The organism is Mycobacterium sp. NGS68, assembly GCF_059812195.1.
Genome location: NZ_JCALCE010000020.1, coordinates 84,679 through 109,504 on the forward strand (window position 1 = coordinate 84,679; position 24,826 = coordinate 109,504).

General features: G+C 66.6%; 17 protein-coding genes and 1 pseudogene. 15 read left to right on the top strand and 3 right to left on the bottom strand.

The window, feature by feature from the left end; genetic code table 11:
- Window positions 1-51 precede the first annotated feature (51 nt).
- Complete coding sequence (locus tag AC5Y5V_RS20915) at window positions 52-735, bottom strand: TetR/AcrR family transcriptional regulator (RefSeq protein ID WP_499939370.1); 684 nt, start codon at window positions 733-735, stop codon at window positions 52-54.
- 84 nt (window positions 736-819) lie between these two features.
- Here AC5Y5V_RS20915 and AC5Y5V_RS20920 point away from each other — a divergent pair, with 84 nt between their 5' ends.
- The 7 genes from AC5Y5V_RS20920 to AC5Y5V_RS20950 all read left to right on the top strand — a co-directional run bounded on the left by AC5Y5V_RS20920 (window position 820) and on the right by AC5Y5V_RS20950 (window position 15,157).
- The gene (locus AC5Y5V_RS20920; RefSeq protein ID WP_499939374.1) at window positions 820-2,334 is read left to right on the top strand and encodes a carotenoid oxygenase family protein; all 1,515 of its coding nucleotides are present in this window, start codon (window positions 820-822) and stop codon (window positions 2,332-2,334) included.
- Window positions 2,335-3,412: 1,078 nt separating this feature from the next.
- Window positions 3,413-4,417, top strand: coding sequence for an ABC transporter ATP-binding protein (locus AC5Y5V_RS20925; RefSeq protein WP_499939377.1), 1,005 nt, complete (start codon window positions 3,413-3,415; stop codon window positions 4,415-4,417).
- A 551-nt stretch (window positions 4,418-4,968) separates the two neighbouring features.
- Window positions 4,969-8,460 (top strand): DNA-directed RNA polymerase subunit beta, encoded by a 3,492-nt coding sequence (gene rpoB / locus AC5Y5V_RS20930; protein ID WP_499939380.1) that lies wholly within the window; start codon window positions 4,969-4,971, stop codon window positions 8,458-8,460.
- Window positions 8,461-8,503: 43 nt separating this feature from the next.
- On the top strand, window positions 8,504-12,454 hold the full coding sequence (locus AC5Y5V_RS20935) for a DNA-directed RNA polymerase subunit beta' (protein WP_499939381.1): 3,951 nt from the start codon (window positions 8,504-8,506) through the stop codon (window positions 12,452-12,454).
- Between the two features lie 145 nt (window positions 12,455-12,599).
- The gene (locus tag AC5Y5V_RS20940) at window positions 12,600-13,538 is read left to right on the top strand and encodes a type IV toxin-antitoxin system AbiEi family antitoxin (RefSeq protein ID WP_499939383.1); all 939 of its coding nucleotides are present in this window, start codon (window positions 12,600-12,602) and stop codon (window positions 13,536-13,538) included.
- Window positions 13,539-13,548: 10 nt separating this feature from the next.
- On the top strand, window positions 13,549-14,307 hold the full coding sequence (locus AC5Y5V_RS20945) for a deoxyribonuclease IV (protein WP_499939385.1): 759 nt from the start codon (window positions 13,549-13,551) through the stop codon (window positions 14,305-14,307).
- A 10-nt stretch (window positions 14,308-14,317) separates the two neighbouring features.
- Entirely contained in the window at window positions 14,318-15,157 is an 840-nt protein-coding gene (locus AC5Y5V_RS20950) for an extracellular catalytic domain type 1 short-chain-length polyhydroxyalkanoate depolymerase (protein WP_499939388.1), read from the top strand.
- Between the two features lie 17 nt (window positions 15,158-15,174).
- Here AC5Y5V_RS20950 and AC5Y5V_RS20955 read toward each other — a convergent pair whose 3' ends face one another.
- Entirely contained in the window at window positions 15,175-15,789 is a 615-nt protein-coding gene (locus tag AC5Y5V_RS20955; protein ID WP_499939390.1) for a TetR/AcrR family transcriptional regulator, read from the bottom strand.
- 124 nt (window positions 15,790-15,913) lie between these two features.
- On the opposite strand from AC5Y5V_RS20955, the pseudogene AC5Y5V_RS20960 reads away from it, so the two are divergent.
- The 7 genes and pseudogenes from AC5Y5V_RS20960 (at window position 15,914) to AC5Y5V_RS20990 (ending at window position 21,579) form a co-directional block, all read left to right on the top strand.
- Window positions 15,914-16,740, top strand: a pseudogene (locus tag AC5Y5V_RS20960) (alpha/beta fold hydrolase).
- Between the two features lie 71 nt (window positions 16,741-16,811).
- Entirely contained in the window at window positions 16,812-17,066 is a 255-nt protein-coding gene (locus AC5Y5V_RS20965; RefSeq protein ID WP_499939392.1) for a type II toxin-antitoxin system Phd/YefM family antitoxin, read from the top strand.
- Window positions 17,059-17,472 carry a type II toxin-antitoxin system VapC family toxin gene (locus AC5Y5V_RS20970; RefSeq protein ID WP_499939395.1) on the top strand — a complete coding sequence of 138 codons (414 nt, stop codon included), beginning with the start codon at window positions 17,059-17,061 and terminating at the stop codon, window positions 17,470-17,472. The genes AC5Y5V_RS20965 and AC5Y5V_RS20970 overlap by 8 nt, the downstream gene beginning before the upstream one ends.
- Before the next feature lie 47 nt (window positions 17,473-17,519).
- Window positions 17,520-19,148, top strand: coding sequence for an acyl-CoA dehydrogenase family protein (locus AC5Y5V_RS20975; RefSeq protein ID WP_499939397.1), 1,629 nt, complete (start codon window positions 17,520-17,522; stop codon window positions 19,146-19,148).
- On the top strand, window positions 19,145-20,080 hold the full coding sequence (locus AC5Y5V_RS20980; protein ID WP_499939399.1) for a crotonase/enoyl-CoA hydratase family protein: 936 nt from the start codon (window positions 19,145-19,147) through the stop codon (window positions 20,078-20,080). Before AC5Y5V_RS20975 ends, AC5Y5V_RS20980 begins: the two co-directional genes overlap by 4 nt.
- A 12-nt stretch (window positions 20,081-20,092) precedes the next feature.
- Window positions 20,093-20,815 carry a PaaX family transcriptional regulator C-terminal domain-containing protein gene (locus tag AC5Y5V_RS20985; RefSeq protein WP_499939401.1) on the top strand — a complete coding sequence of 241 codons (723 nt, stop codon included), beginning with the start codon at window positions 20,093-20,095 and terminating at the stop codon, window positions 20,813-20,815.
- Complete coding sequence (locus AC5Y5V_RS20990; protein WP_499939403.1) at window positions 20,812-21,579, top strand: crotonase/enoyl-CoA hydratase family protein; 768 nt, start codon at window positions 20,812-20,814, stop codon at window positions 21,577-21,579. Before AC5Y5V_RS20985 ends, AC5Y5V_RS20990 begins: the two co-directional genes overlap by 4 nt.
- Window positions 21,580-21,606: 27 nt before the next feature.
- Here the strand turns inward: AC5Y5V_RS20990 and AC5Y5V_RS20995 are convergent, their stop codons facing one another.
- The gene (locus AC5Y5V_RS20995; protein ID WP_499939405.1) at window positions 21,607-22,896 is read right to left on the bottom strand and encodes a cation:proton antiporter; all 1,290 of its coding nucleotides are present in this window, start codon (window positions 22,894-22,896) and stop codon (window positions 21,607-21,609) included.
- A 122-nt stretch (window positions 22,897-23,018) separates the two neighbouring features.
- On the opposite strand from AC5Y5V_RS20995, the gene AC5Y5V_RS21000 reads away from it, so the two are divergent.
- A complete protein-coding gene (locus tag AC5Y5V_RS21000) occupies window positions 23,019-24,818 on the top strand; it encodes an NAD(P)/FAD-dependent oxidoreductase (RefSeq protein WP_499939407.1) in 1,800 nt (599 codons plus the stop codon).
- Window positions 24,819-24,826 lie beyond the last annotated feature (8 nt).

Genomic DNA, 24,826 nt, shown 5'->3' on the forward strand with positions numbered 1-24,826 from the left:
CAGACACAAAAGCACCCGCACGCCCTGCGTGTCGGGTGCTTTTGCGTCTGCTCACCTCGGCATGGCCGAGCGCTGCGAATCCGCGATGCGCTCGGGCGAATCGCCGAGGGCGACCAGAAAATTCGTCGTCATCGAGATCAGCAACGGGATGACGGCAGCGCCTTCAGCGTCACCGTCGCCGTAGAAACCGGCCAGTTCGAGCATCACGAAGCCGTGCATCAGCGACCACAGCTGCGCCGCCGTGGCGACGACCGTCGCATCGTCGTCGGCGTCCAGCGCGGAGATGCGTCCCGCGAGGATCGACCGGCGCACGCCGCGCACCACATAGACGAAACCGGGCACGCGCTCTTCGATTTCGGCCACTGACAGCGTAAGGACGTTGCCGGCCGGCGCGGTGATGCCGTGCGCGGTGGTGCTGCCGAACATCAGCCGATACAGGTGCGGCCGCTGGATCGCGAAGCGCCGGTATGCCTCGGCGACTGCCAGCAGATCGGCGACGGGGTCGTCGGTCTGCGGCACCGTCAGCGCGGCGTCGAACTGCTGCAGGCCCTCCTCGGCGACCGCGGCGATCAACGCGCGCATGCCGCCGAAGTGCGTGTACACGGCCATCGTCGAGGTTCCGGCGGCGCTGGCCACCTTGCGGGTCTGCAGGGCGTCGGGGCCGTGCTCGTTGAGCAGCGCCACGGCGGCGTGCAGCAATTCCTCACGAACGCTGCGCTGAACGTCTGAAGTCATCTCGCCACATGATATTGCCATCGCCCCTTGCAGCGGGTAGCGTGCCAATAACGCTGAAATAACAATGTTATAGGAGCTCAGCCCATGACTTCCGTAGAAACCGCCAAAACCGGAAACCCCTACCTCGAGGGATTCCTGGCGCCAGTAGATGCCGAGCTGACGGCGACCGACCTGAAGGTCACCGGACACATCCCCGAACACCTGAACGGACGCTATCTGCGCAACGGGCCCAACCCCGCGGCGGAGGTGGACCCGGCGACCTACCACTGGTTCACCGGCGACGGCATGATCCACGGTGTCGCCCTCCAGGACGGGCAGGCCCGCTGGTACCGCAACCGCTGGGTGCGCAGTGCGCCGGTATGCGCGACGCTCGGCGAGCCGCCGCCCGCCCGCCTCGACCCCCGGGCGGGCATTCTGTCCGTCGGCGCCAATACCAGCGTCCTGGCCCACGCCGGGCGGACGCTCGCGCTCGTCGAGGGGGGCCTCGCCAACTACGAGCTCACCGAGGACCTCGACACCGTCGGGACCTGCGACTTCGACGGCACCCTGCCCGGCGGCTATACCGCCCATCCGCACCGTGACCCGCGGACCGGCGAGCTGCACGCGGTGTCCTACTCGTTCGCACGCGGGCGAACCGTTCAGTACTCGGTGATCGACACCCGGGGGCGGGCCCGCCGCACCGTGGACATCGCGGTGTCCGGGTCGCCGATGATGCACGACTTCTCGCTGACCGACAAGTATGTGGTGATCTACGACCTGCCGGTGACGTTCGAGCCGGTGCAGGTGCTACCCGCCACGATGCCGCGCTGGCTCGGACTGCCGGCCCGGCTGGTGGTGCAATCGCTACTCGGACGCGTGCGGGTGCCTAGCCCTGTCACCGCCATGCTCAACCGAAACCCCAAGCCCACCCATCAAATGCCGTACGCCTGGAATCCGAGCTACCCCGCGCGGATCGGGGTCATGCCCCGCGAGGGCTCAAACCGTGACGTGCGCTGGTTCGACATCGAGCCGTGCTACGTCTACCACCCGCTCAACGCGTACTCCGAAACGCGCGGTGACGCCGAGTTCCTCGTGCTCGATGTCGTCCGTTACTCGAGGATGTTCGACCGCGACCGCCGCGGTCCCGGAGACAGCGCGCCGGCCCTGGACCGCTGGACGATCAACCTGGCCACCGGCGCGGTGAGCACCGAACGCCGCGACGACCGCCCGCAGGAGTTTCCCCGGATCAACGAGTCGCTGACCGGCAGCCGGCACCGCTTCGGCTACGCGGTGGGTGTCGGCGGCGGCTTCGTCGACTCGGTCGGTGGTGAACCGGCGCCTATGGAGACTGCGCTCTACAAGCACGACTACGACACTGGATCCAGCCGGGTCGCCGCGCTTGACCCGGAGCTGTTGATCGGCGAGATGTCCTTCGTGCCGAATTCGGGGTCTGCAGGTCCCGAAGATGACGGCATCCTGATGGGCTACGGCTATCACCGCGGTCATGACGAGGGCCAGCTGCTGCTGCTCGACGCGCAGACCCTCGAGTCCGTCGCGACGGTGCATCTACCGCAGCGGGTGCCGATGGGCTTCCATGGCAACTGGGCCGCCAGCGGGTGATCGGCTCGCCGCGAGCGGCCTCGGCGCTGCGGTGGCGGTTGCGGCCTCAAACGTGAGGCAAAGCCCGCGTCGGCCCTGCATTTTGCGGCCCCTCGCGACGTGGAGGTGTGGGTCGCGGTCGTGAGCGGCCTCAAACGTGAGGCAAAGCCCGCGTCGGCCCTGCATTTTGCGGCCCCTCGCGACATGGATGTGTGGGCCTCGGCCGCGAGCGGCCTCAAATGTGCGGTCGCGGTCGCGAGCGGCCTCAAAAGTGAGGTAAACCCCGCGTCGGCCCTGCATTTTGCGGCCCCTCGCGACGCGGAGGTGTGGGCCTCGGCCGCGAGCGGCCTCAAAAGTGAGGTAAACCTCGCGTCGGCCCTGCATTTTGCGGCCCCTCGCGACGTGGAGGTGTGGGTCGCGGGCGTGAGCGGCCTCAAATGTGCGGTCGCGGTCGCGAGCGGCCTCAAAAGTGAGGTAAACCTCGCGTCGGCCCTGCATTTTGCGGCCCCTCGCGACGCGGATGCGCGGTCCTCGGCCGCGAGCGGCCTCAAATGTGCGGCAAAGTCCGCGTCGGCCCTACATTTTGCGGCCCGTCGGCCCCGCGGCCCCCTCGGCCCGCGGCCCGCGGCCCCTCAGCGGCCCGTCGGCCCCGCGGCCCCCTCGGCCCGCGGCCCCTCAGCGGCCCGCGGCCGTCGACGCCCGTCGACGCCCCCCGACGCCCGGCGCCCGCCCGCGTCGGCCCTACATTTTGCGGCCCGCGGCCCCTCAGCGGCCCGTCGGCCCCGCGCCCCCTCGGCCCGCGGCCCCTCAGCGGCCCGCGGCCCCTCAGCGGCCCGCGGCCGTCGACGCCCCCCGACCCCCGACGCCCCCGACGCCCGGCGACCGCCGCACCCCGGCGACGACCATCCCTCGCGACGACCATCCCTCGCGACGGCCACCCCGCACGTAACGGCCGCAACAGGTCTGACGAAGGATCTGACGAAGACTGTTATCGATGCAACCCTGATGTGCTGCGCGGCCGTACGCTACAGTGACTCAAGCCACACAAAGGGGCAGGTGGCGGGCATCTCGCAAATGTCCAGCGTCGGAAGGATCTCCCATGGGCGTCGCTATCGAGGTACACGGACTCACTAAGTCGTTCGGGTCCTCGAGGATCTGGGAAGACGTGACGCTGACGATTCCGTCGGGCGAGGTTAGCGTGTTGCTGGGACCGTCAGGTACCGGCAAATCCGTCTTCCTGAAGTCGCTGATCGGTCTGCTGCGGCCGGAGCGTGGATCCATCCTCATCGACGGCACCGACATCATCGAGTGCTCGGCCAAGGAGCTGTACGAGATCCGCACGCTGTTCGGCGTGCTGTTCCAGGACGGCGCGCTGTTCGGCTCGATGAACCTCTTCGACAACACGGCGTTCCCGCTGCGTGAGCACACCAAGAAGAAGGAAGGCGAGATCCGTGACATCGTCATGGAGAAGCTGCAGCTGGTGGGTCTCGGCGGCGACGAGAAGAAGTTCCCCGGTGAAATCTCCGGTGGTATGCGCAAGCGTGCCGGCCTGGCCCGCGCTCTGGTGCTGGACCCGCAGATCATCCTCTGCGACGAGCCGGACTCCGGCCTGGACCCGGTCCGTACCGCGTACCTGAGCCAGCTGATCATGGACATCAACGCCCAGATCGACGCCACGATCCTGATCGTGACGCACAACATCAACATCGCCCGCACTGTGCCGGACAACATGGGCATGTTGTTCCGCAAGCACCTGGTCATGTTCGGTCCGCGCGAGGTGCTGCTGACCAGCGACGAGCCGGTGGTGCGCCAGTTCCTCAACGGCCGCCGGATCGGGCCCATCGGCATGTCCGAGGAGAAGGACGAGGCCACCATGGCCGAAGAGCAGGCCATGATCGACGCTGGCCAGCACGCCGGAGGTGTGGAGGACATCGAGGGTGTGCCGCCGCAGATCCAAGCGACGCCCGGCATGCCCGAACGCAAGGCCGTGGCGCGGCGCCAGGCCCGGGTGCGCGAGATGCTGCACACCCTGCCCAAGAACGCCCAGGCCGCCATCTTGGACGACCTCGAGGGCAGCCACAAGTACCAGTCACACCAGTTCTAGTCCCACCGGGACTGTCGAAGGGCCGGGAGTCATCTCCCGGCCCTTCGCTTTCCGCTCATCGTGTCGTGTAACGCCCGGTAGTGCGGATTTGCCGTCGCCGGACCCGCCACGCCTGTACCCGGCGCCGCACCCGGCGGATTCGCGTTAACTCGGCGCAACTCGCCACCGTGCCCCCCTTGACGACGGGCCGTAAACGGGTCAATCTGTTGGGCAGCATGTGTTCCAGATGCCCAGGGTTCGTCGAAATCGCCAGCCAGCGCTTGAATGGCCCAGGACTGATTGGACTCATTGTGCTGGGCAGTTGAGGAATGCGCCGTCCTGCGCTATTGTTGGACGTTGCGCTGGCTACCTCCTGCCCACCTCACCCGCCACTTGGCCGCGAAAGACACTGTGGTCTCAGCCTGAGCCCCTATCCGAAGGCTCAGCTGTTCAGTTGCGCGCGTGAGTTCCGGACAGATCGTTCGCCAGCCTGATTAACACAATTATCGCGGCGAACAGGCCCGGTCGCGCCGGGATCTCGGGAGTCGCACGAGGTGCTGGAAGGATGCATCTTGGCAGATTTCGGCCAGAGCAAGACAGACCAGAGTCGCCCACAGAATTCGAACAGCTCCGTACCTGGAGCACCTAACCGGGTTTCCTTCGCCAAGCTCCGCGAACCACTTGAGGTTCCGGGGCTGTTGGACGTTCAGACCGACTCGTTCGAGTGGCTGATCGGTTCGCCGCGGTGGCGCGAGTCGGCCGTGGCACGTGGCGACGTCAAGCCGGTGGGTGGCCTGGAAGAGGTGCTCGACGAGCTGTCCCCGATCGAGGACTTCTCGGGTTCGATGTCGCTGTCTTTCTCGGATCCCCGCTTCGACGAAGTCAAGGCACCGGTTGACGAGTGCAAAGACAAGGACATCACCTACGCGGCCCCGCTGTTCGTCACCGCGGAGTTCATCAACAACAACACCGGCGAGATCAAGAGCCAGACGGTGTTCATGGGTGACTTCCCGATGATGACCGAGAAGGGCACTTTCATCATCAACGGCACCGAGCGTGTCGTGGTGAGCCAGCTGGTGCGGTCCCCGGGCGTGTACTTCGACGCGACCATCGACAAGTCGACCGAGAAGACGCTGCACAGTGTCAAGGTCATCCCCAGCCGCGGCGCGTGGCTGGAGTTCGACGTCGACAAGCGTGACACCGTGGGCGTGCGGATCGACCGCAAGCGCCGCCAGGCGGTGACCGTGCTGCTCAAGGCCCTCGGTTGGAGCCACGAGCAGATCGTCGAGCGGTTCGGTTTCTCCGAGATCATGATGTCGACGCTGGAGAAGGACAACTTCGGCACCGACGAGGCGCTGCTGGACATCTACCGCAAGCTGCGTCCGGGCGAGCCGCCGACCAAGGAGTCCGCGCAGACCCTGCTGGAGAACCTGTTCTTCAAGGAAAAGCGCTACGACCTGGCCCGAGTCGGCCGTTACAAGGTCAACAAGAAGCTCGGCCTGAACGTTGGCGCGCCGATCACCAGCTCGACGCTGACTGAGGAAGACGTGGTCGCCACCATCGAGTACCTGGTGCGCCTGCACGAGGGCCAGACCACGATGACCGTCCCCGGTGGCACCGAGGTGCCGGTGGAGACCGACGACATCGACCACTTCGGCAACCGGCGGTTGCGCACGGTGGGCGAGCTGATCCAGAACCAGATCCGGGTCGGCATGTCCAGGATGGAGCGGGTGGTCCGCGAGCGGATGACCACGCAGGACGTCGAGGCGATCACGCCGCAGACGCTGATCAACATCCGGCCCGTCGTCGCCGCGATCAAGGAGTTCTTCGGAACCAGCCAGCTGTCGCAGTTCATGGACCAGAACAACCCGCTGTCGGGTCTGACCCACAAGCGCCGGCTTTCGGCGCTGGGGCCGGGCGGTCTGTCCCGTGAGCGCGCGGGCCTGGAGGTCCGCGACGTGCACCCGTCGCACTACGGCCGGATGTGCCCGATCGAGACCCCGGAAGGTCCGAACATCGGTCTGATCGGCTCGCTGTCGGTGTACGCGCGGGTCAACCCGTTCGGGTTCATCGAGACGCCGTACCGCAAGGTGGTCGACGGTGTGGTTTCCGACGAAATCCACTACCTGACCGCCGACGAGGAGGACCGCCACGTCGTGGCGCAGGCCAACTCGCCGATCGACGCGGACGGCCGCTTCGTCGAGCCGCGCGTCCTGGTCCGCCGGAAGGCGGGCGAGGTCGAGTACGTGCCGTCGTCCGAGGTGGACTACATGGACGTCTCGCCGCGCCAGATGGTGTCGGTGGCCACGGCCATGATCCCGTTCCTCGAGCACGACGACGCCAACCGCGCCTTGATGGGTGCCAACATGCAGCGCCAGGCGGTCCCGCTGGTGCGTAGCGAGGCACCGCTGGTGGGCACCGGCATGGAGTTGCGCGCGGCGATCGACGCCGGCGACGTCGTCGTCGCCGAGGAGGCGGGCGTCATCGAGGAGGTGTCGGCCGACTACATCACCGTCATGCACGACACCGGCACCCGGCGCACCTACCGGATGCGCAAGTTCGCGCGCTCAAACCACGGCACGTGCGCCAACCAGTGCCCGATCGTGGACGCCGGGGACCGGGTCGAGGCCGGCCAGGTCATCGCCGACGGTCCCTGCACCGACAACGGCGAGATGGCGCTGGGCAAGAACCTGCTGGTGGCCGTCATGCCGTGGGAGGGCCACAACTACGAGGACGCGATCATCCTCTCCAACCGCCTGGTCGAAGAGGACGTGCTGACCTCGATCCACATCGAGGAGCACGAGATCGACGCCCGCGACACCAAGCTGGGCGCCGAAGAGATCACCCGGGACATCCCGAACGTCTCCGACGAGGTGCTGGCCGACCTGGACGAGCGCGGCATCGTGCGCATCGGTGCCGAGGTCCGCGACGGCGACATCCTGGTCGGCAAGGTCACCCCGAAGGGGGAGACGGAGCTGACGCCGGAGGAGCGGCTGCTGCGGGCGATCTTCGGTGAGAAGGCCCGCGAGGTCCGCGACACCTCCCTGAAGGTGCCGCACGGCGAGTCCGGCAAGGTGATCGGCATCCGCGTGTTCTCCCGTGAGGACGACGACGAGCTGTCGGCCGGCGTCAACGAGCTGGTCCGCGTCTACGTGGCCCAGAAGCGCAAGATCTCCGACGGCGACAAGCTGGCCGGACGGCACGGCAACAAGGGCGTCATCGGCAAGATCCTGCCGGTGGAGGACATGCCGTTCCTGCCGGACGGCACCCCGGTGGACATCATCCTGAACACGCACGGTGTGCCGCGACGGATGAACATCGGCCAGATCCTGGAAACCCACCTGGGTTGGGTCGCCAAGGCCGGCTGGAACATCGAGGGCACTCCCGAGTGGGCGGCTAACCTGCCCGAGGAACTGCGCCACGCCCAGCCGAACCAGATCGTGTCGACCCCGGTGTTCGACGGCGCCAAGGAGGAGGAGCTGCAGGGCCTGTTGTCGGCCACGCTGCCCAACCGCGACGGCGAGGTGCTGGTCAACGAAGACGGCAAGGCGGTCCTGTTCGACGGACGCAGCGGCGAGCCGTTCCCGTACCCGGTGACGGTTGGCTACATGTACATCATGAAGCTGCACCACCTGGTGGACGACAAGATCCACGCCCGTTCCACCGGCCCGTACTCGATGATCACCCAGCAGCCGCTGGGTGGTAAGGCGCAGTTCGGTGGCCAGCGGTTCGGTGAGATGGAGTGCTGGGCCATGCAGGCCTACGGCGCGGCGTACACGCTGCAGGAGCTGTTGACCATCAAGTCCGACGACACCGTCGGGCGGGTCAAGGTCTACGAGGCGATCGTCAAGGGCGAGAACATCCCGGAGCCGGGCATCCCCGAGTCGTTCAAGGTGTTGCTCAAGGAGCTGCAGTCGCTGTGCCTCAACGTCGAGGTGCTGTCGTCCGACGGCGCGGCCATCGAGCTGCGTGAGGGCGAGGACGAAGACTTGGAGCGCGCCGCGGCCAATCTGGGAATCAACTTGTCCCGCAACGAATCCGCCTCTGTAGAGGATCTTGCTTAATAGCTAGCTAGTTACTAAACCCGCAAGGGGAAAGGGAGTTTACGTGCTAGACGTCAACTTCTTCGATGAACTCCGCATCGGCTTGGCCACCGCGGAGGACATTCGGCAATGGTCGTACGGCGAGGTCAAGAAGCCGGAGACCATCAACTACCGCACGCTCAAGCCCGAGAAGGACGGCCTGTTCTGCGAGAAGATCTTCGGACCGACTCGCGACTGGGAGTGCTACTGCGGCAAGTACAAGCGGGTGCGCTTCAAGGGCATCATCTGTGAGCGCTGCGGTGTCGAGGTCACTCGCGCCAAGGTGCGCCGTGAGCGGATGGGCCACATCGAGCTCGCCGCCCCGGTCACGCACATCTGGTACTTCAAGGGTGTGCCGTCGCGCCTGGGCTACCTGCTGGACCTGGCGCCGAAGGATCTCGAGAAGATCATCTACTTCGCCGCGTACGTGATCACCGCGGTGGACGACGAGATGCGGCACAACGAGCTGTCGACGCTCGAGGCCGAAATGGTGGTGGAGCGCAAGGCGGTCGAGGACCAGCGTGACGCCGACCTGGAGGCCCGCGCCCAGAAGCTCGAGGCCGACCTCAAGGAGCTCGAGGACGAGGGCGCCAAGGCGGACGCCAAGCGCAAGGTCCGCGACGGCGGTGAGCGCGAGATGCGTCAGCTGCGCGACCGCGCCCAGCGCGAGCTGGACCGGCTGGAGGACATCTGGACGACCTTCACCAAGCTGGCTCCCAAGCAGCTGATCGTCGACGAGAACCTGTACCGCGAGCTGCAGGACCGCTACGGCGAGTACTTCACCGGTGCCATGGGCGCGGAGTCGATCCAGAAGCTGATCGAGAACTTCGACATCGACGCCGAGGCCGAGTCGCTGCGTGAGGTCATCCGAAGTGGCAAGGGGCAGAAGAAGCTTCGCGCCCTGAAGCGGCTGAAGGTCGTCGCGGCGTTCCAGCAGTCCGGCAACTCGCCGATGGGCATGGTGCTCGACGCCGTTCCGGTGATCCCGCCGGAGCTGCGGCCGATGGTGCAGCTCGACGGTGGCCGGTTCGCCACGAGCGACCTCAACGACCTGTACCGCCGCGTGATCAACCGCAACAACCGCCTCAAGAGGCTGATCGACCTCGGCGCGCCCGAGATCATCGTCAACAACGAGAAGCGGATGCTGCAGGAGTCGGTGGACGCGCTGTTCGACAACGGCCGTCGCGGCAGGCCCGTCACCGGGCCCGGTAACCGCCCGCTGAAGTCGCTGTCCGATCTGCTCAAGGGCAAGCAGGGCCGGTTCCGCCAGAACCTGCTCGGCAAGCGTGTCGACTACTCGGGCCGTTCGGTCATCGTCGTCGGCCCGCAGCTCAAGCTGCACCAGTGCGGCCTGCCCAAGCTGATGGCGCTCGAGCTCTTCAAGCCGTTCGTGATGAAGCGGCTGGTGGACCTCAACCACGCGCAGAACATCAAGAGCGCCAAGCGGATGGTGGAGCGTCAGCGGCCGCAGGTGTGGGATGTCCTCGAAGAGGTCATCGCCGAGCACCCGGTGCTGCTGAACCGCGCCCCCACCCTGCACCGGCTGGGCATTCAGGCCTTCGAGCCGATGCTGGTGGAAGGCAAGGCGATTCAGCTGCACCCGTTGGTCTGTGAGGCGTTCAACGCCGACTTCGACGGCGACCAGATGGCGGTGCACCTGCCGCTGTCCGCCGAGGCGCAGGCCGAGGCGCGCATCCTGATGCTGTCGTCCAACAACATCCTGTCGCCCGCGTCGGGTCGCCCGCTGGCCATGCCGCGTCTGGACATGGTGACCGGGCTGTACTACCTGACCACCGAGGTCGACGACGCCCTGGGCGAGTACCGTCCGGGCGGCAAGGACACCCCCGAGTCGGGCGTGTACTCCTCGCCGGCCGAGGCGATCATGGCCGCGGACCGCGGGGTGCTGTCGGTGCGGGCCAAGATCAAGGTGCGCCTGACGCAGCTGCGTCCGCCGGCCGAGATCGAGACCGAGCTGTTCGGCCTGAACGGCTGGCAGCCCGGCGACGCGTGGACAGCCGACACGACGCTGGGCCGGGTGCTGTTCAACGAGCTGCTGCCGCTGGGCTACGCGTTCGTGAACAAGCAGATGCACAAGAAGGTGCAGGCCGCGATCATCAACGACCTGGCCGAGCGCTACCCGATGATCGTGGTCGCGCAGACTGTCGACAAGCTGAAGGACGCCGGTTTCTACTGGGCCACCCGCAGTGGTGTCACGGTCTCGATGGCCGACGTCCTGGTGCCGCCGCGCAAGAAGGAGATCCTCGACCACTACGAGGAGCGGGCCGACAAGGTCGAAAAGCAGTTCCAGCGTGGTGCTTTGAACCACGACGAGCGCAACGAGGCGCTGGTGGAGATCTGGAAGGAAGCCACCGACGAGGTCGGTCAGGCGCTGCGGGACCACTACCCGGTCGACAACCCGATCATCACGATCGTCGACTCCGGTGCCACGGGTAACTTCACCCAGACCCGGACGCTGGCCGGCATGAAGGGTCTGGTGACCAACCCGAAGGGTGAGTTCATCCCGCGTCCCGTCAAGTCCTCGTTCCGTGAGGGCCTGACGGTGCTGGAGTACTTCATCAACACGCACGGCGCTCGAAAGGGCCTGGCGGACACCGCGTTGCGTACCGCCGACTCGGGCTACCTGACCCGTCGTCTGGTGGACGTCAGCCAGGACGTGATCGTGCGCGAGCACGACTGCGAGACCGAGCGCGGCATCGTCGTCGAGCTGGCCGAGCGTCAGCCCGACGGGACCCTGATCCGCGACCCGTACATCGAAACCTCGGCGTACGCGCGGACTTTGGGTGCCGACGCGGTCGACGAGGCCGGCAACGTCGTCGTCGCACGCGGCGAGGACCTCGGCGACCCGTCGATCGAGGCCCTGCTGGCCGCGGGCATCACGTCGATCAAGGTGCGTTCGGTGCTGACCTGCACCACCGGCACCGGCGTGTGCGCGACCTGCTACGGACGGTCGATGGCCACCGGCAAGCTGGTCGACATCGGCGAGGCCGTCGGCATCGTCGCCGCCCAGTCCATCGGTGAGCCCGGCACGCAGCTGACCATGCGTACCTTCCACCAGGGTGGTGTGGGTGAGGACATCACCGGCGGTCTGCCGCGTGTCCAGGAGCTGTTCGAGGCCCGCGTGCCGCGTGGCAAGGCGCCGATCGCCGACGTCACCGGTCGGGTTCGGCTCGAGGACGGTGACCGCTTCTACAAGATCACCATCGTGCCCGACGACGGCGGCGAGGAAGTCGTCTACGACAAGCTGTCCAAGCGGCAGCGGCTGCGTGTGTTTAAGCACGAGGACGGCTCCGAGCGGGTCTTGTCGGACGGTGACCACGTCGAGGTGGGCCAGCAGCTGATGGAAGGCTCGGCCGACCCGCACGAGGTGCTGCGCGTGCAGGGCCCGCGCGAGGTACAGATCCACCTGGTCCGCGAGGTCCAGGAGGTGTACCGGGCGCAGGGTGTGTCGATCCACGACAAGCACATCGAGGTGATCGTTCGCCAGATGCTGCGCCGCGTCACCATCATCGACTCGGGCGCGACGGAGTTCCTGCCCGGTTCGCTGATCGACCGTGCGGAGTTCGAGGCGGAGAACCGCCGCGTGGTGGCCGAGGGCGGCGAGCCTGCGGCAGGTCGTCCGGTGCTGATGGGTATCACGAAGGCGTCGCTGGCCACCGACTCGTGGCTGTCCGCGGCGTCGTTCCAGGAGACCACGCGAGTGTTGACCGATGCGGCGATCAACTGCCGCAGCGACAAGCTCAACGGTCTGAAGGAGAACGTGATCATCGGAAAGCTGATCCCGGCGGGTACCGGCATCAACCGGTACCGCAACATCCAGGTTCAGCCGACCGAGGAGGCCCGGGCCGCCGCGTACACGATCCCGTCGTACGAGGACCAGTACTACAGCCCGGACTTCGGCCAGGCCACCGGTGCTGCCGTTCCGCTGGACGACTACGGCTACAGCGACTACCGGTAGGTAGCGCGAGCAGACACAGAAGCCCCCATTTCCTTTGGAAATGTGGGGCTTTTGTGTTTGTCCGGCGCGTGCACAGTTGGGCACCTGTCCACATAGCGCGCGCGGCTGCCTACCCCGGTCGCCGCCGGCGCAGCACTGTGGCGTTGTGGACATCGACAGTGCGGTACTCGGCAACGGCGGCTTGGCGACCACCGCCGAACTCCTGACCACCATGACGCGCAAGCGCCTGGCCGGACTTGTCAAGGCGGGCAAGCTGATTCGCGTATGCCATGGCGTCTACACGCCCACTGCGCCCGACATGCTGGGCCAGCTGGCCGCACTGGATCTGCTGGCTCCCGAGCCGTTGGTCGCGTGCCAGGGGACCGCCGCGGCGTTGTACGGCTTCGACACCGAGAGCACGTCGCGCCTGCACATCCTGGATCCGGGGGTGCGCATGCGGCCGTCGGCGGGGCTGATGGTGCACCAGCGGGTCGGGGCGCCGCTACGACGGGTGGAGGGCCGACTGGCGACGGCGCCGGCCTGGACGGCGGTCGAGGTCGCGCGCACGCTGTGGCGGCCGCGCGCCCTGGCGACCTTGGATGCGGCCCTGCACATCGGAGCGTGCAGCAGAGGGGAACTCGACGCGGCCATCCGCGAGCAGCAGGGACGACGCGGCATCGTCAAGGTCCGCGAGCTGATCGGCCACGCCGACGGGCGCGCCGAGTCGCCGATGGAGAGCGAGGCGCGACTGGTGTTCGTCGACCACCAGGTGCCCATCCCGGAGTTGCAGTACACCATCGTTGACCTCTACGGCAGGGTCTGGCGCGTCGACTTCGCGTGGCCGGACGCTATGCTGGTCGCCGAATACGACAGTCTGCAATGGCACATGAGCGCTGATGCCCTGCTGCACGACCGGTTGAAGACGGCGCGACTGCAGGAATGCGGCTGGATGTCCACGCCGATCACCAAGGACGACATCCGCGAGCACCCGGCAGACCTCGCCGAGCGGGTCAAGTTTCACCTCGCGAGCAGACGCAAAAGCACCCATTTCCCCCCGGAAATGGGCGCTTTTGCGTCTTCTCGCCCACGCCAGGCGACCCACTAGACTGGCCGACGTGCTCATCGGTTCGCACGTAAGCCCCACCGACCCCCTGGCCGCCGCCCAAGCCGAGGGGGCGGATGTCGTACAGATCTTCCTCGGCAACCCGCAAAGCTGGAAGGCGCCCAAGCCGCGCGAGGACGCGGCTGCGCTCAAAGCGGCGGCCCTGCCGATCTACGTGCACGCGCCCTACCTGATCAACGTCGCGTCGGCGAACAACCGGGTGCGAATCCCGTCGCGCAAGATCCTGCAGCAGACCTGCGACGCGGCGGCGGACATCGGTGCGGCCGCGGTGATCGTGCACGGCGGGCACGTCGCCGACGACAACGAACTCGACGAGGGCTTCGCACGCTGGCGCAAGGCCCTCGACCAGCTGCACAGCGACGTCCCGGTCTACCTGGAAAATACGGCCGGCGGCGATCACGCCATGGCACGCCGCTTCGACACCATCGCCCGCCTGTGGGATGCCATCGGCGACACCGGCATCGGCTTCTGCCTGGACACCTGCCACGCCTGGGCAGCGGGTGAGGCACTGGTCGACGCGGTCGACCGGATCAAGGCCATCACCGGACGCATCGACCTCGTCCACTGCAACGACTCCAAGGATGCCGCGGGTTCCGGTCGCGACCGCCACGCGAACCTGGGTAGCGGCCAGATCGACACCGACCTGCTGGTAGCGGCAGTCAAGGCGGCCGACGCGCCGGTCATCTGCGAAACCGCCGACGAGGGCCGCAAGGACGACATCGCATTCCTGCGTGAAAAGACAAGCGGCTAAGGCCTCCCGGGTGCTGCGCCTAGCCCCCCTCCTCGCACTGGTCGTCGTGCTCGCGGGCTGCGCGCTGCCGAAGGACGAGAACCTGCCGTCGGGCTTCGTCAACGGAACCAGCATCCACACCCTCAAGGTCCACGACCGCGAGCGCGGCTATCGCCTCTACAAGCCGTCGGGACTGCCCGCGTCGGCCCCGCTGGTCGTCATGCTGCACGGCGGGTTCGCCAGCGCCAAGCAGGCCGAAAGGTCTTATGGCTGGGATCAACTGGCCGACTCGGGCAAGTTCGTCGTCGCCTATCCCGAGGGTCTCAACAGGGCCTGGAACACCAACGACGGGAACTGCTGCGGCCCGTCCGCAAAGGAGGGCGTCGACGACGTCGCCTTCATCACCGCGGCCGTCGCCGACATCGCCCGCAACGTCGGCGTCGACACCGCCCGGGTCTACGCCTCGGGCATCAGCAACGGCGGCATCATGGCCTACACGCTGGCGTGCAACACCGGCATCTTCGCCGCCATCGGCCCGGTTTCGGCGACCCAGCTGGATCCCTGTCGCGCGCCGCATCCGACGTCGGTGCTGCACATCCACGGCACCGCCGACAGGCTCGTTCCCTATAAGGGCGGGCCCGGCGCCAGCATCATCAACGGCCCCCCGGTCGCGGAGGTAAATGCATTCTGGCGCAACGTCGATCGGTGCTCGCCGCCCGCCGTCACGACCGAGGGCTCCACGACCACGTCCATGGCGACCTGCGCCGACAACCGCGCCGTCAGCCTCATCACCGTCGACGGCGGCACCCACGAGTGGCCGTCCTTCGCCACCAAGGCGTTCTGGCAGTTCTTCGCCGCGCACCCACGGTGAGCTCGGGCCGATGTGACTTATCGCTGAGAGCGCAGTGCGTTCAGCGCCCGCCGCAGCTCGGTACGTAGCTCTTGACGGATGCGTTTGCGCTGGCGGGTCGGCGCCTCGGCTAATGCGATGCCGGCGTGTGTGAACATTCCGGCAATTACTTGGGTCATCGCGTCGACCGCTATGTCGTCGGGGTAGATTCCTGCGCGTATAACGCTGGTGAGCAGCCGTTTCACGTTGTTGTGGGTGTATTGCTGTTCGGATTCGCGCCATCGTCTCCACCCCAGGCCGGTCGGACCTTCGAGGTAGATCAGCCGACCGGCGACGGGATTGGAACAGACGTCTAGCATGGCGTCCAGAGCAGCCATCGCGGCATCCCACACATTATCGGGATGGCGGGAGACGGCGTCGTAGATCATCTGCTGTGCCGCTTCGTTGTACTCCTGCATCACCGCCTCGAACAGAGCCTTCTTGTCCACAAAGTGGTGATAGACAGCACCTTTCGTGACCCGGGCATCGGCGGCAATTTGTGCGATCGACGCGGCGGCGAACCCGTGCTCGGCGAACGCTGCCGCAGCGGCGCCAAGCAACGCGGCCCGGGTCTGCTGCGCGTATTCCATGCGGCGACTCTTGACAGCGTCCACGCCTCAGAGCATAGTCGCCCGCAGGGCTTCGCATACCTCAAGTATGCGACAAAACTCGGGTATCTGAAGGGGAGGCAACCCCGTGAATGATGTCGCCGCATTGCAAAACCACCGCCACCGCACCATGACTGAATCGGGTCCGATCAGTTATCTCGATGTGGGTCAGGGTCGTCCGGCGGTGTTCATCCACGGCATCCTCACCAACAGCATTCTGTGGCGGCACGTGATCGATGCGGTCGCCTCCGACGACCGGCGCTGCATTGCGCTGGACTTGCCTGGTCACGGACATTCACCCGCCGCGGCCCGCGACGCCGACGTAACCCTGACCGCGCTGGCCCGACGTGTCGTCGAGTTGTGCGATCACCTGGAGCTGGATCGATTTGATTTGGTAGCCAACGACACTGGCGGCGCCGTCGCGCAGGTCGCCGCCGCGCACCTCGGCGACCGATTGTCGACGTTCACGCTGACCAACTGTGACACCGAAGGAAACACGCCGCCGGCCCTATTCAAACCGGTCTCCCTCGCGGCGCGAGTCGGATTGCTGGGCTGGATCGGACCCCGCATCATCCACAGCCGTCGGCTCATGCTCAGCGGGCTCACGGCCGGGTATCCGCATCCAGGTCGACTACCGGCCGAGGTCGTGGACGCCTACTACCGGCCGGTCTTTGGAACCTCCGAGTCGTCGCGGGCCTTCGCCCGGCTCACCGCCGCCCTCTCGTCCGACGATCTCGCGGCGGTGAGACCCCGGTTGGCCGAACTCGCGGTGCCGACACTCATCGTTTGGGGAACCGGAGACGTGTTCTTCCCCTGAAGTGGGGTCGACGACTCGCCCGCCTCATCCCGGGAACGACGCGGGTGGTGACGCTCGACGGTGCGCGAATGCACTTCCCGGACTACCGCGCAGACGAGTTCGTACCGCTTCTGCAGGACCATTGGTCCCAACACGGCTGACAACGGTCCCGGGCAGCAGGTAATGAAGCGTGGGGGGTCGCCGGGTGTAGCGCACGTGCTACGATCGCTCTGTGTCTGCCGAGATTACGCAGCGCGAGCTGCGCAACAACAGCGGCGAGATTATGCGCCAACTCGACCAGGGCGCATCGTTCGTCGTGACGAGGAATGGGGTTCCCGTCGGGGAGCTTTCACCCTTGCGCCGCCGTCGCTTCGTCAGCGCCGAGGCGGCAGCGGCCGCATTCCGCGGCGCGGCGCCAATCGACTTGCAGCGCCTGCGAAGTGAACTCGATCGGGGCGCCGACCAGTCGATCACTCCCCGTGGTTGAGACAGACCGGCCGCCGCAAGGACTGATCGATACCTCCGTCGTGATCGATTTGGAGCGCATCGATGCCGCTCGCCTGCCGCGAGAACTTGCTATCAGCGCGCTGACGATGGCGGAGTTGGCCGCCGGGCCCCATGCGACAGCTGACAGCGCCGAGCGAGCTCGGCGCCAGGATCGCCTTCAGCGCGCCGAGGCTACCTTCGACCCGCTGCCATTCGACGGCAACTGCGCCAGGGCGTACGGACGCGTCTATGCGGCCATTATCGCGACCGGGCGAAAGGCGCGCGGCCCTCGGGCTGTTGACTTGCTGATCGCGGCCACTGCCATGGCCGGTAACCTGCCCCTTTACACGCGTAACGTCGACGACTTTCGTGGCCTCGAGCAGCTCCTAGACATTGTCGGCATCTAGCCATTACATCTCTTGTGCGGTTGTCGAAAAACTGTAATATCGACGCTATGCCGGATACACATATCGTCACCAACCAGGTTCCGCCGCTGGAGAACCACAACGCCGCGACTTCCCCGGTCCTCACCGAGGCCCTGATTCGCGAGGGCGGGCAGTGGGGCCTGGACGAGGTGCACGAGCTCGGCGCGATCAACGGCGGCCGCGAGGCCCAGCGTTGGGGCGAGTTGGCGGACCGCAACCGGCCCGTCCTGCATGCCCACGACCAATACGGACACCGCGTCGACGAGGTGGAGTTCGACCCGGCCTACCACGAGCTGATGCGCACCGCGATCGCCCACGGCCTGCACGCCGCGCCCTGGGCCGACGATCGCCCGGGCTCGCACGTGGTGCGGGCCGCCAAGACGTCGGTGTGGACGGTGGAGCCGGGCCACGTCTGCCCGATCTCGATGACGTATGCCGTCGTGCCTGCGCTGCGTTTCAACCCCGAGCTGGCCGAGGTCTACGAGCCGCTGCTGACCAGCCGCGAGTACGACCCGGAACTCAAGCTGGCCAGCACCAAGCCCGGCATCACCGCGGGCATGTCGATGACCGAGAAGCAGGGCGGCTCCGACGTGCGCGCCGGCACCACCGAGGCGACACCGAACAACGACGGCACCTACAGCCTGACCGGCCACAAGTGGTTCACGTCGGCGCCGATGTGCGACATCTTCCTGGTGCTGGCGCAGGCACCAAAAGGCTTGTCGTGCTTCATGTTGCCGCGCATCCTGCCCGACGGCAGCCGCAACCGGATGTTCCTGCAGCGACTCAAGGACAAGCTCGGCAACCACGCCAACGCCTCCAGCGAAGTCGAATACGACGGCGCCACGGCGTTTCTCGTCGGCGAGGAGGGCCGCGGCGTCCCCACCATCATCGAGATGGTCAACCTCACCAGGCTGGACTGCACCCTGGGCAGCGCCACCAGCATGCGCACCGGCCTGACTCGGGCGATCCACCACGCCCAGCATCGAAAGGCGTTCGGCGCCTACCTGATCGACCAGCCGCTGATGCGCAACGTGCTCGCCGACCTGGCCGTCGAGGCCGAGGCCGCCACGATGGTCGCCTTCAGGATGGCCGGCGCCACCGACAAGGCCGTGCGTGGCGACCAGCGCGAGGCCCTGCTGCGCCGGATCGGCCTGGCCGCCAGCAAGTACTGGGTGTGCAAGCGCTCCACCCCGCACGCCGCCGAGGCGCTGGAGTGCCTGGGCGGCAACGGCTACGTCGAAGACTCCGGCATGCCGCGCCTGTACCGCGAGGCACCGCTGATGGGCATCTGGGAGGGCTCGGGCAACGTCAGCGCGCTGGATACCCTGCGCGCCATGGCAACTCGTCCGGAATGCGTCGAGGTGCTGTTCGACGAGCTGTCGGCCAGCGTGGGCCAGGACGCCCGCCAGGACGCACACGTCGAGAACCTGCGCAACCAACTGGCCGACCTGGAGACCATCCAGTACCGCGCCCGAAAGGTCGCCGAGGACATCTGCCTGGCGCTGCAGGGCTCGCTGCTGCTGCGGCACGGGCATCCCGCCGTCGCGGAGGCGTTTTTGGCCACCCGGCTCGGCGGCCAGTGGGGCGGGGCGTTCGGCACCATGCCGACGGGCCTGGACCTCGCGCCGATCCTCGAGCGCGCGTTGGTAAAGGGATGAGGGCGGTCGATGTCGACAACCTGAAGACGATGACCTATGAGGTCACCGACCGGGTTGCGCGCATCACCTTCAACCGGCCCGACAAGGGCAACGCGATCGTCGCCGACACCCCGCTGGAGCTTTCGGCGCTGGTGGAACGTGCCGATCTGGACCCGAGCGTGCACGTCATCCTGGTGTCCGGGCGCGGGGAAGGCTTCTGCGCCGGCTTCGATCTGAGCGCCTACGCCGACGGCACGGGCTCGGCGGGCGGCGACGGCGTCAAAAGCGCCTACAAAGACACCGTGCTGGACGGCAAGACGCAGGCCGTCAACCACCTGCCCAATCAGCCGTGGGACCCGATGGTCGACTATCAGATGATGAGCCGCTTCGTGCGCGGCTTTTCCAGCCTGATGCACGCCGACAAGCCGACCGTGGTGAAAATCCACGGCTACTGCGTAGCCGGTGGCACCGACATCGCGTTGCATGCCGACCAGGTGATCGCCGCGGCCGACGCCAAGATCGGTTACCCGCCGACGCGGGTCTGGGGTGTGCCGGCGGCGGGCCTGTGGGCGCACCGGCTCGGCGATCAGCGTGCCAAGCGCCTGTTGTTCACCGGCGACTGCATCACCGGCGCGCAGGCCGCGGAGTGGGGTTTGGCGGTGGAGGCGCCGGACGCCAAAGACCTCGACGAGCGCACCGAGCGGCTCGTGCAACGGATCGCCGCGGTGCCGGTCAACCAGCTGATCATGATCAAGCTCGCGCTCAACGCCCCGCTGCTGCAACAGGGCGTGGCCACCAGCAGGATGGTCAGCACCGTGTTCGACGGGGTCGCCCGGCACACGCCCGAGGGGCACGCGTTCGTCGCCGACGCAGTCGAGCACGGCTTCCGGGAGGCGGTCAAGCATCGCGACGAGCCCTTCGGCGACTATGGCCGCACGGCCTCACAGGTCTAGACAGGTCTAGCGATGCCCGCCATGACGGCCCGGTCGGTGGTGCTCAGCGTGCTGCTCGGCGCTCACCCCGCCGTCGCCAGCGCGGGCGAATTGATCAGGCTCACCGCCGATTTCGGCATCAAGGAGGCGACGCTGCGGGTCGCGCTGACCCGCATGGTCGGTGCCGGCGACCTGATCCGCGGCGCCGACGGCTACCGGCTCTCCGACCGCTTGCTGGCCCGCCAGCGTCGTCAGGACGAGGCCATGCGCCCCAGCGTGGACGCCTGGCACGGGGATTGGGTCATGCTGATCGTCACCAGCGTCGGGACGGACGCCCGTAGCCGCGCCACCCTGCGAAGCACCCTGGCCGCCAAGCGCTTCGCCGAGCTGCGCGAGGGCGTGTGGCTGCGGCCGGACAACCTGGAGCTGGTGCTGGACCCCGACATCGCGGCGCGGGTGCGGGTGCTCAAGGCGCGCGACGACGCGCCCGCCGAGCTGGCCGGCCAGCTGTGGGACCTGTCCGCCTGGGCGGAAAACGGACACCGGCTGCTCGCCGAGATGTCCAGGGCCGCAGACATTCCCACCCGATTCGTGGTGGCGGCAGCCATGGTGCGCCACCTGCTCGCCGACCCGATGCTGCCCGACGAACTGCTGCCGGCGCAGTGGCCAGGGGCGCGGCTGCGTGCCGCCTATCATGACTTCGCCATCGAACTGGCGCAGCGACGTGAGACGACCCAACTCGTGGAGGCGACATGAAAGATCCGGTGCGGGTGGAGCGCAAGGGGCCGGTCACCACGGTCATCCTCGACCGGCCCGAGGCGCGCAACGCGGTCAACGGCCCGACGGCCGCCGCGCTGTACGAGGCCTTCGACGAATTCGACCGCGACGACGGGGCGTCGGTGGCGGTGTTGTGGGGCGACAACGGAACATTCTGCGCCGGAGCCGATTTGAAGTCGTTCGGCACCCCGGACGCCAACTCCGTGCATAGGACCGGACCCGGCCCGATGGGGCCGAGCCGAATGGTGCTGTCCAAGCCTGTGATCGCCGCGGTGAGCGGCTACGCAGTGGCCGGCGGTCTGGAGCTTGCCCTGTGGTGTGATCTGCGGGTCGCAGAGGAGGACGCAGTGTTTGGCGTGTTCTGCCGGCGTTGGGGCGTGCCGCTGATCGACGGCGGCACCGTGCGGCTGCCGAGGCTGATCGGGCAGAGCCGGGCGATGGACATGATCCTGACCGGTCGTGGCGTGAAGGCCGACGAAGCGCTGGCGATGGGGCTGGCCAATCGAGTGGTGCCCAGGGGGCAGGCCCGGGCGGCGGCCGAGGAACTGGCCGCCGAACTGGCGGCTTTGCCGCAGCAGTGCATGCGTGCGGATCGGCTGTCGGCACTGCGCCAGTGGGGACTGCCGGAGGCCGAGGCCATCGACGTCGAATTCGCCAGCATCTCCCAGGTCGCCGCCGAGGCCCTGGAGGGGGCCGGGCGGTTCGCCGCCGGCGCCGGTCGGCACGGCGCGTCGGCCAGTTAGCGGGGCAGTGGCCGACGCGCGCCGGAATCACGGTGCGATTGGTGCGATCGGTGCGGTCGGTGCGGGTTCGGCTTCGTCTGTCGGCACCTGCGCATGTCGTCCGTAAACCAAGTCGAATACGGGTGTGGCCATCAGCGTGGTGAGGATGGCCACCAACACGAGGATGCTGAAGAGCGTCGGCGTGATGATGCCGGATTCGAGCCCGATGTTGAGCAGAATCAGTTCAATCAGACCGCGGGCGTTCATCAATGAACCCAGCGCGACGGATTCGCGGAGAGGAACTTTCTTCAGCCGCGCCGCCAACGTGCATGCGACTCCCTTGCCCAGGATCGAGACGACCAGCAGCCCCGCGGTGACCGCCCACAACGTCGGGCTGTTCACCAGGCCGATCTGCGTGTTCAGCCCGGAGTAGACGAAGAACAGTGGCAGCAAGAACGTGGTGACCAGCGGTTCGAGGTTCGCGGTCAGTCGTTGCGCAAAGAATCCAGATGGCATGGCGACACCGAGGATGAATGCGCCGAATATGGCATAGATCCCCACGGTGTCGGTGAACCAGGCGCACGCCATCAGCAGAATCAGCACGGCGCTCAGCACTGGCGCGGTGATCGTGTCTTGGCGCTCGGAAACCGTGCCGAGCACACGCAGCGCCTTGCGCCCGAGGGTCAGCAACAGCAGCGTGTACACGATTCCGCCGCCGATCGCCGTGACGGCCAAGGTCGCATTGCCGCGGTGCACGGCGAGCACCGTGGCCAGGATGCACCAGGAAATCGCATCGTCGGTGGCGCCGGATGCCAACGCCAGCGTGCCCAGGGGAGTCCCGAAAAGCTGTCGCTCGTAAATGATTCGGGCGAGCATGGGAAATGCGGTGGTGGCGATCGATGCGCCCAGGAACATCATCGCCATGATGAGCGAGACGCTCTTGTCGAAATAGATCCCGCTTGCCAACAGGGGAGCGGCGACGAGCGCGCCGAGGGTCAGCGGCGTGAGGATGCCCGCTGCGGACACCGCGACCACGGTGCCGACCCGACGTCTGACGAGGTCGACGTCGAAGTTGAGGCCGATAAGAAACATGTACAGCACCAGGCCGAGCTGCGCCGTGGTGTACAGGACGGTGTTTGCCGTTCCCGACGGAAATAAGTGCTGCTGTAGGCCGGGTGCTATGCGGCCGAACAGCGATGGCCCGAGAAGCACGCCGGCAACCATCTCGCCGACGACCTGGGGCTGTCCCAGGCGTTGTGACACCCAACCCGCGAGACGGCACGTGCCGAGGATGACGGCCAGTTCGAGGAAGAAATGGACAGCGGTTGCTGCGGGCATGTGGTGAGGTCTAAGGCTCGGAGCGCGGGTTGTGGCGCTGGGGCATGTCTGTCACGACCCTTCTGGGAGCTTTCCGGCGGGATCTGGGCACTTAGTGTAGCGTTCTTAAATATTAAGAAACTATGATCATTGGACCGATGGCAGGGGTACAGGTGGAGGTGCAAGCACAGCTGTCGCAACTGAGCCCGGCGGCCCGGGATGCGCTGTCGCGGAAGATAAGGACACACCTGCAGGACGCCGAAAACGCATGTCCCGACCACGATGTCGCGATTGTGGGAGGCGGCGTGGCGGCCCTGACGCTGGCGCTGGAGATGCGTCGCGCGCGGCCCCGAACGCGAATTCTCGTCATTGATCCAAACCGCCACCCGGTACCGGAGATCACCCATACCGTCGGTGAGTCCACCGTCGAAATTGCCGCGCACTACCTGCGGGATCGACTCGGGCTGGCCGACCATTTGAGCAACGCGCAGATTCGCAAAATGGGGCTGCGAATGTTTTTCTCGCACGGCGGTAACAGCGATATCGTCCAGCGGACCGAGCTCGGCAGTTCGGCATTCACGCCCCAGGTCACTTACCAGATCGACCGCGGCCGGCTGGAGAACGAACTGCACCGGCGGTGCGTGTCGGAGGGCGTCGAAATGACCACCGGCCGAGTTCGATCCGTCCAGCTCGGTTCCGGGCGTCGTCCACACGAGCTGTCCGTACAGTGCGGTAACACAACCACTCTCACGACGGCTCGTTGGGTCATCGATGCGTCGGGGCGCAACCGCACGCTGACCCGCCAGTTGGACCTGAGGCGCGGCAACGACCACAACTGCAACGCGGTATGGTTGCGTGTCGCCACTGACATCGACATCGGCAAGTGGAGCGATGACGAAAGCTGGCGGGCGCGCCTCCTCGAGGGCGACCGGTCGCTATCTACGAATCATTTGATGGGCCAGGGTTATTGGGTCTGGCTGATACGGCTCCCGTCGGGTTCCACCAGCGTCGGCATTGTCGCCGACCCAGCCTTCCACGCGTTCGACCGGTTCAACACTCTGGCCAAAGCCCAATCGTGGCTGCGCGAGTACGAACCACAGTGCGCCGCGGTACTGGCGGAGCACCATCACCTGATCAAGGACTTCAAGGTGATGAGAAACTACAGTCACAGCGCGACGCAGGTATATGACGCCCGCGACCGCTGGTGCCTCACCGGGGACTCCGGAATCTTTCTGGATCCACTGTATTCCTCCGGACTGGACCTCATCGCGATCGGTAATGGACTGATCACCGACATGATCACCCGCGAACTTGACGGCGAAGATATCGCCGCCCGGACCGGCATCTGCGATTCCCTGTTCCGCTCGCTCACCGACATGTGGCTGAACGTGTACTGCGACCAATACACCCTGATGGGCTCGCCCGTCGTCATGTCGGCCAAAGTGATTTGGGACATCGCGTTCTATTGGGGCTTCCTCGGTTTTCTGTACAGCAACGGCCGATTCGTCAGTGTCGCCGACGATCCCGAGGTGGTGCCACACCTAGACGGGCTCATCGAGCTCAGCAACCGCATGCAACGATTCTTCCGGGAATGGGCCGCGGTGGAGAGTGAGTGTCCCGTCGCGCAATTCGTCGACTTGTACTCTCCGCTGGACTTCATGGTGACGCTGCATACCGCGATGATGGGCAAAGCCCCGGATTTCACCGAAAGATTCCACGCAAACGTTCGGCTGCTGCGTCAGCTGGCGGGCCAGTTGATCGAGACGGTGCTCATGGAAAAGTGCGGCGTGTTCTCCGAAGACGATGTCATGCGTCAGGTGCAGGCGTGGCAGCGGGACGCCTTCCTCAGGGAACTCCGATCCATCTACCGGCAGGAGCAAGCCACCAGCCCGATCAGCCAAGGCTGGATCCTCGGCGCCGCGCCTGCACTCGAATTCAGTTGATCCCCGCA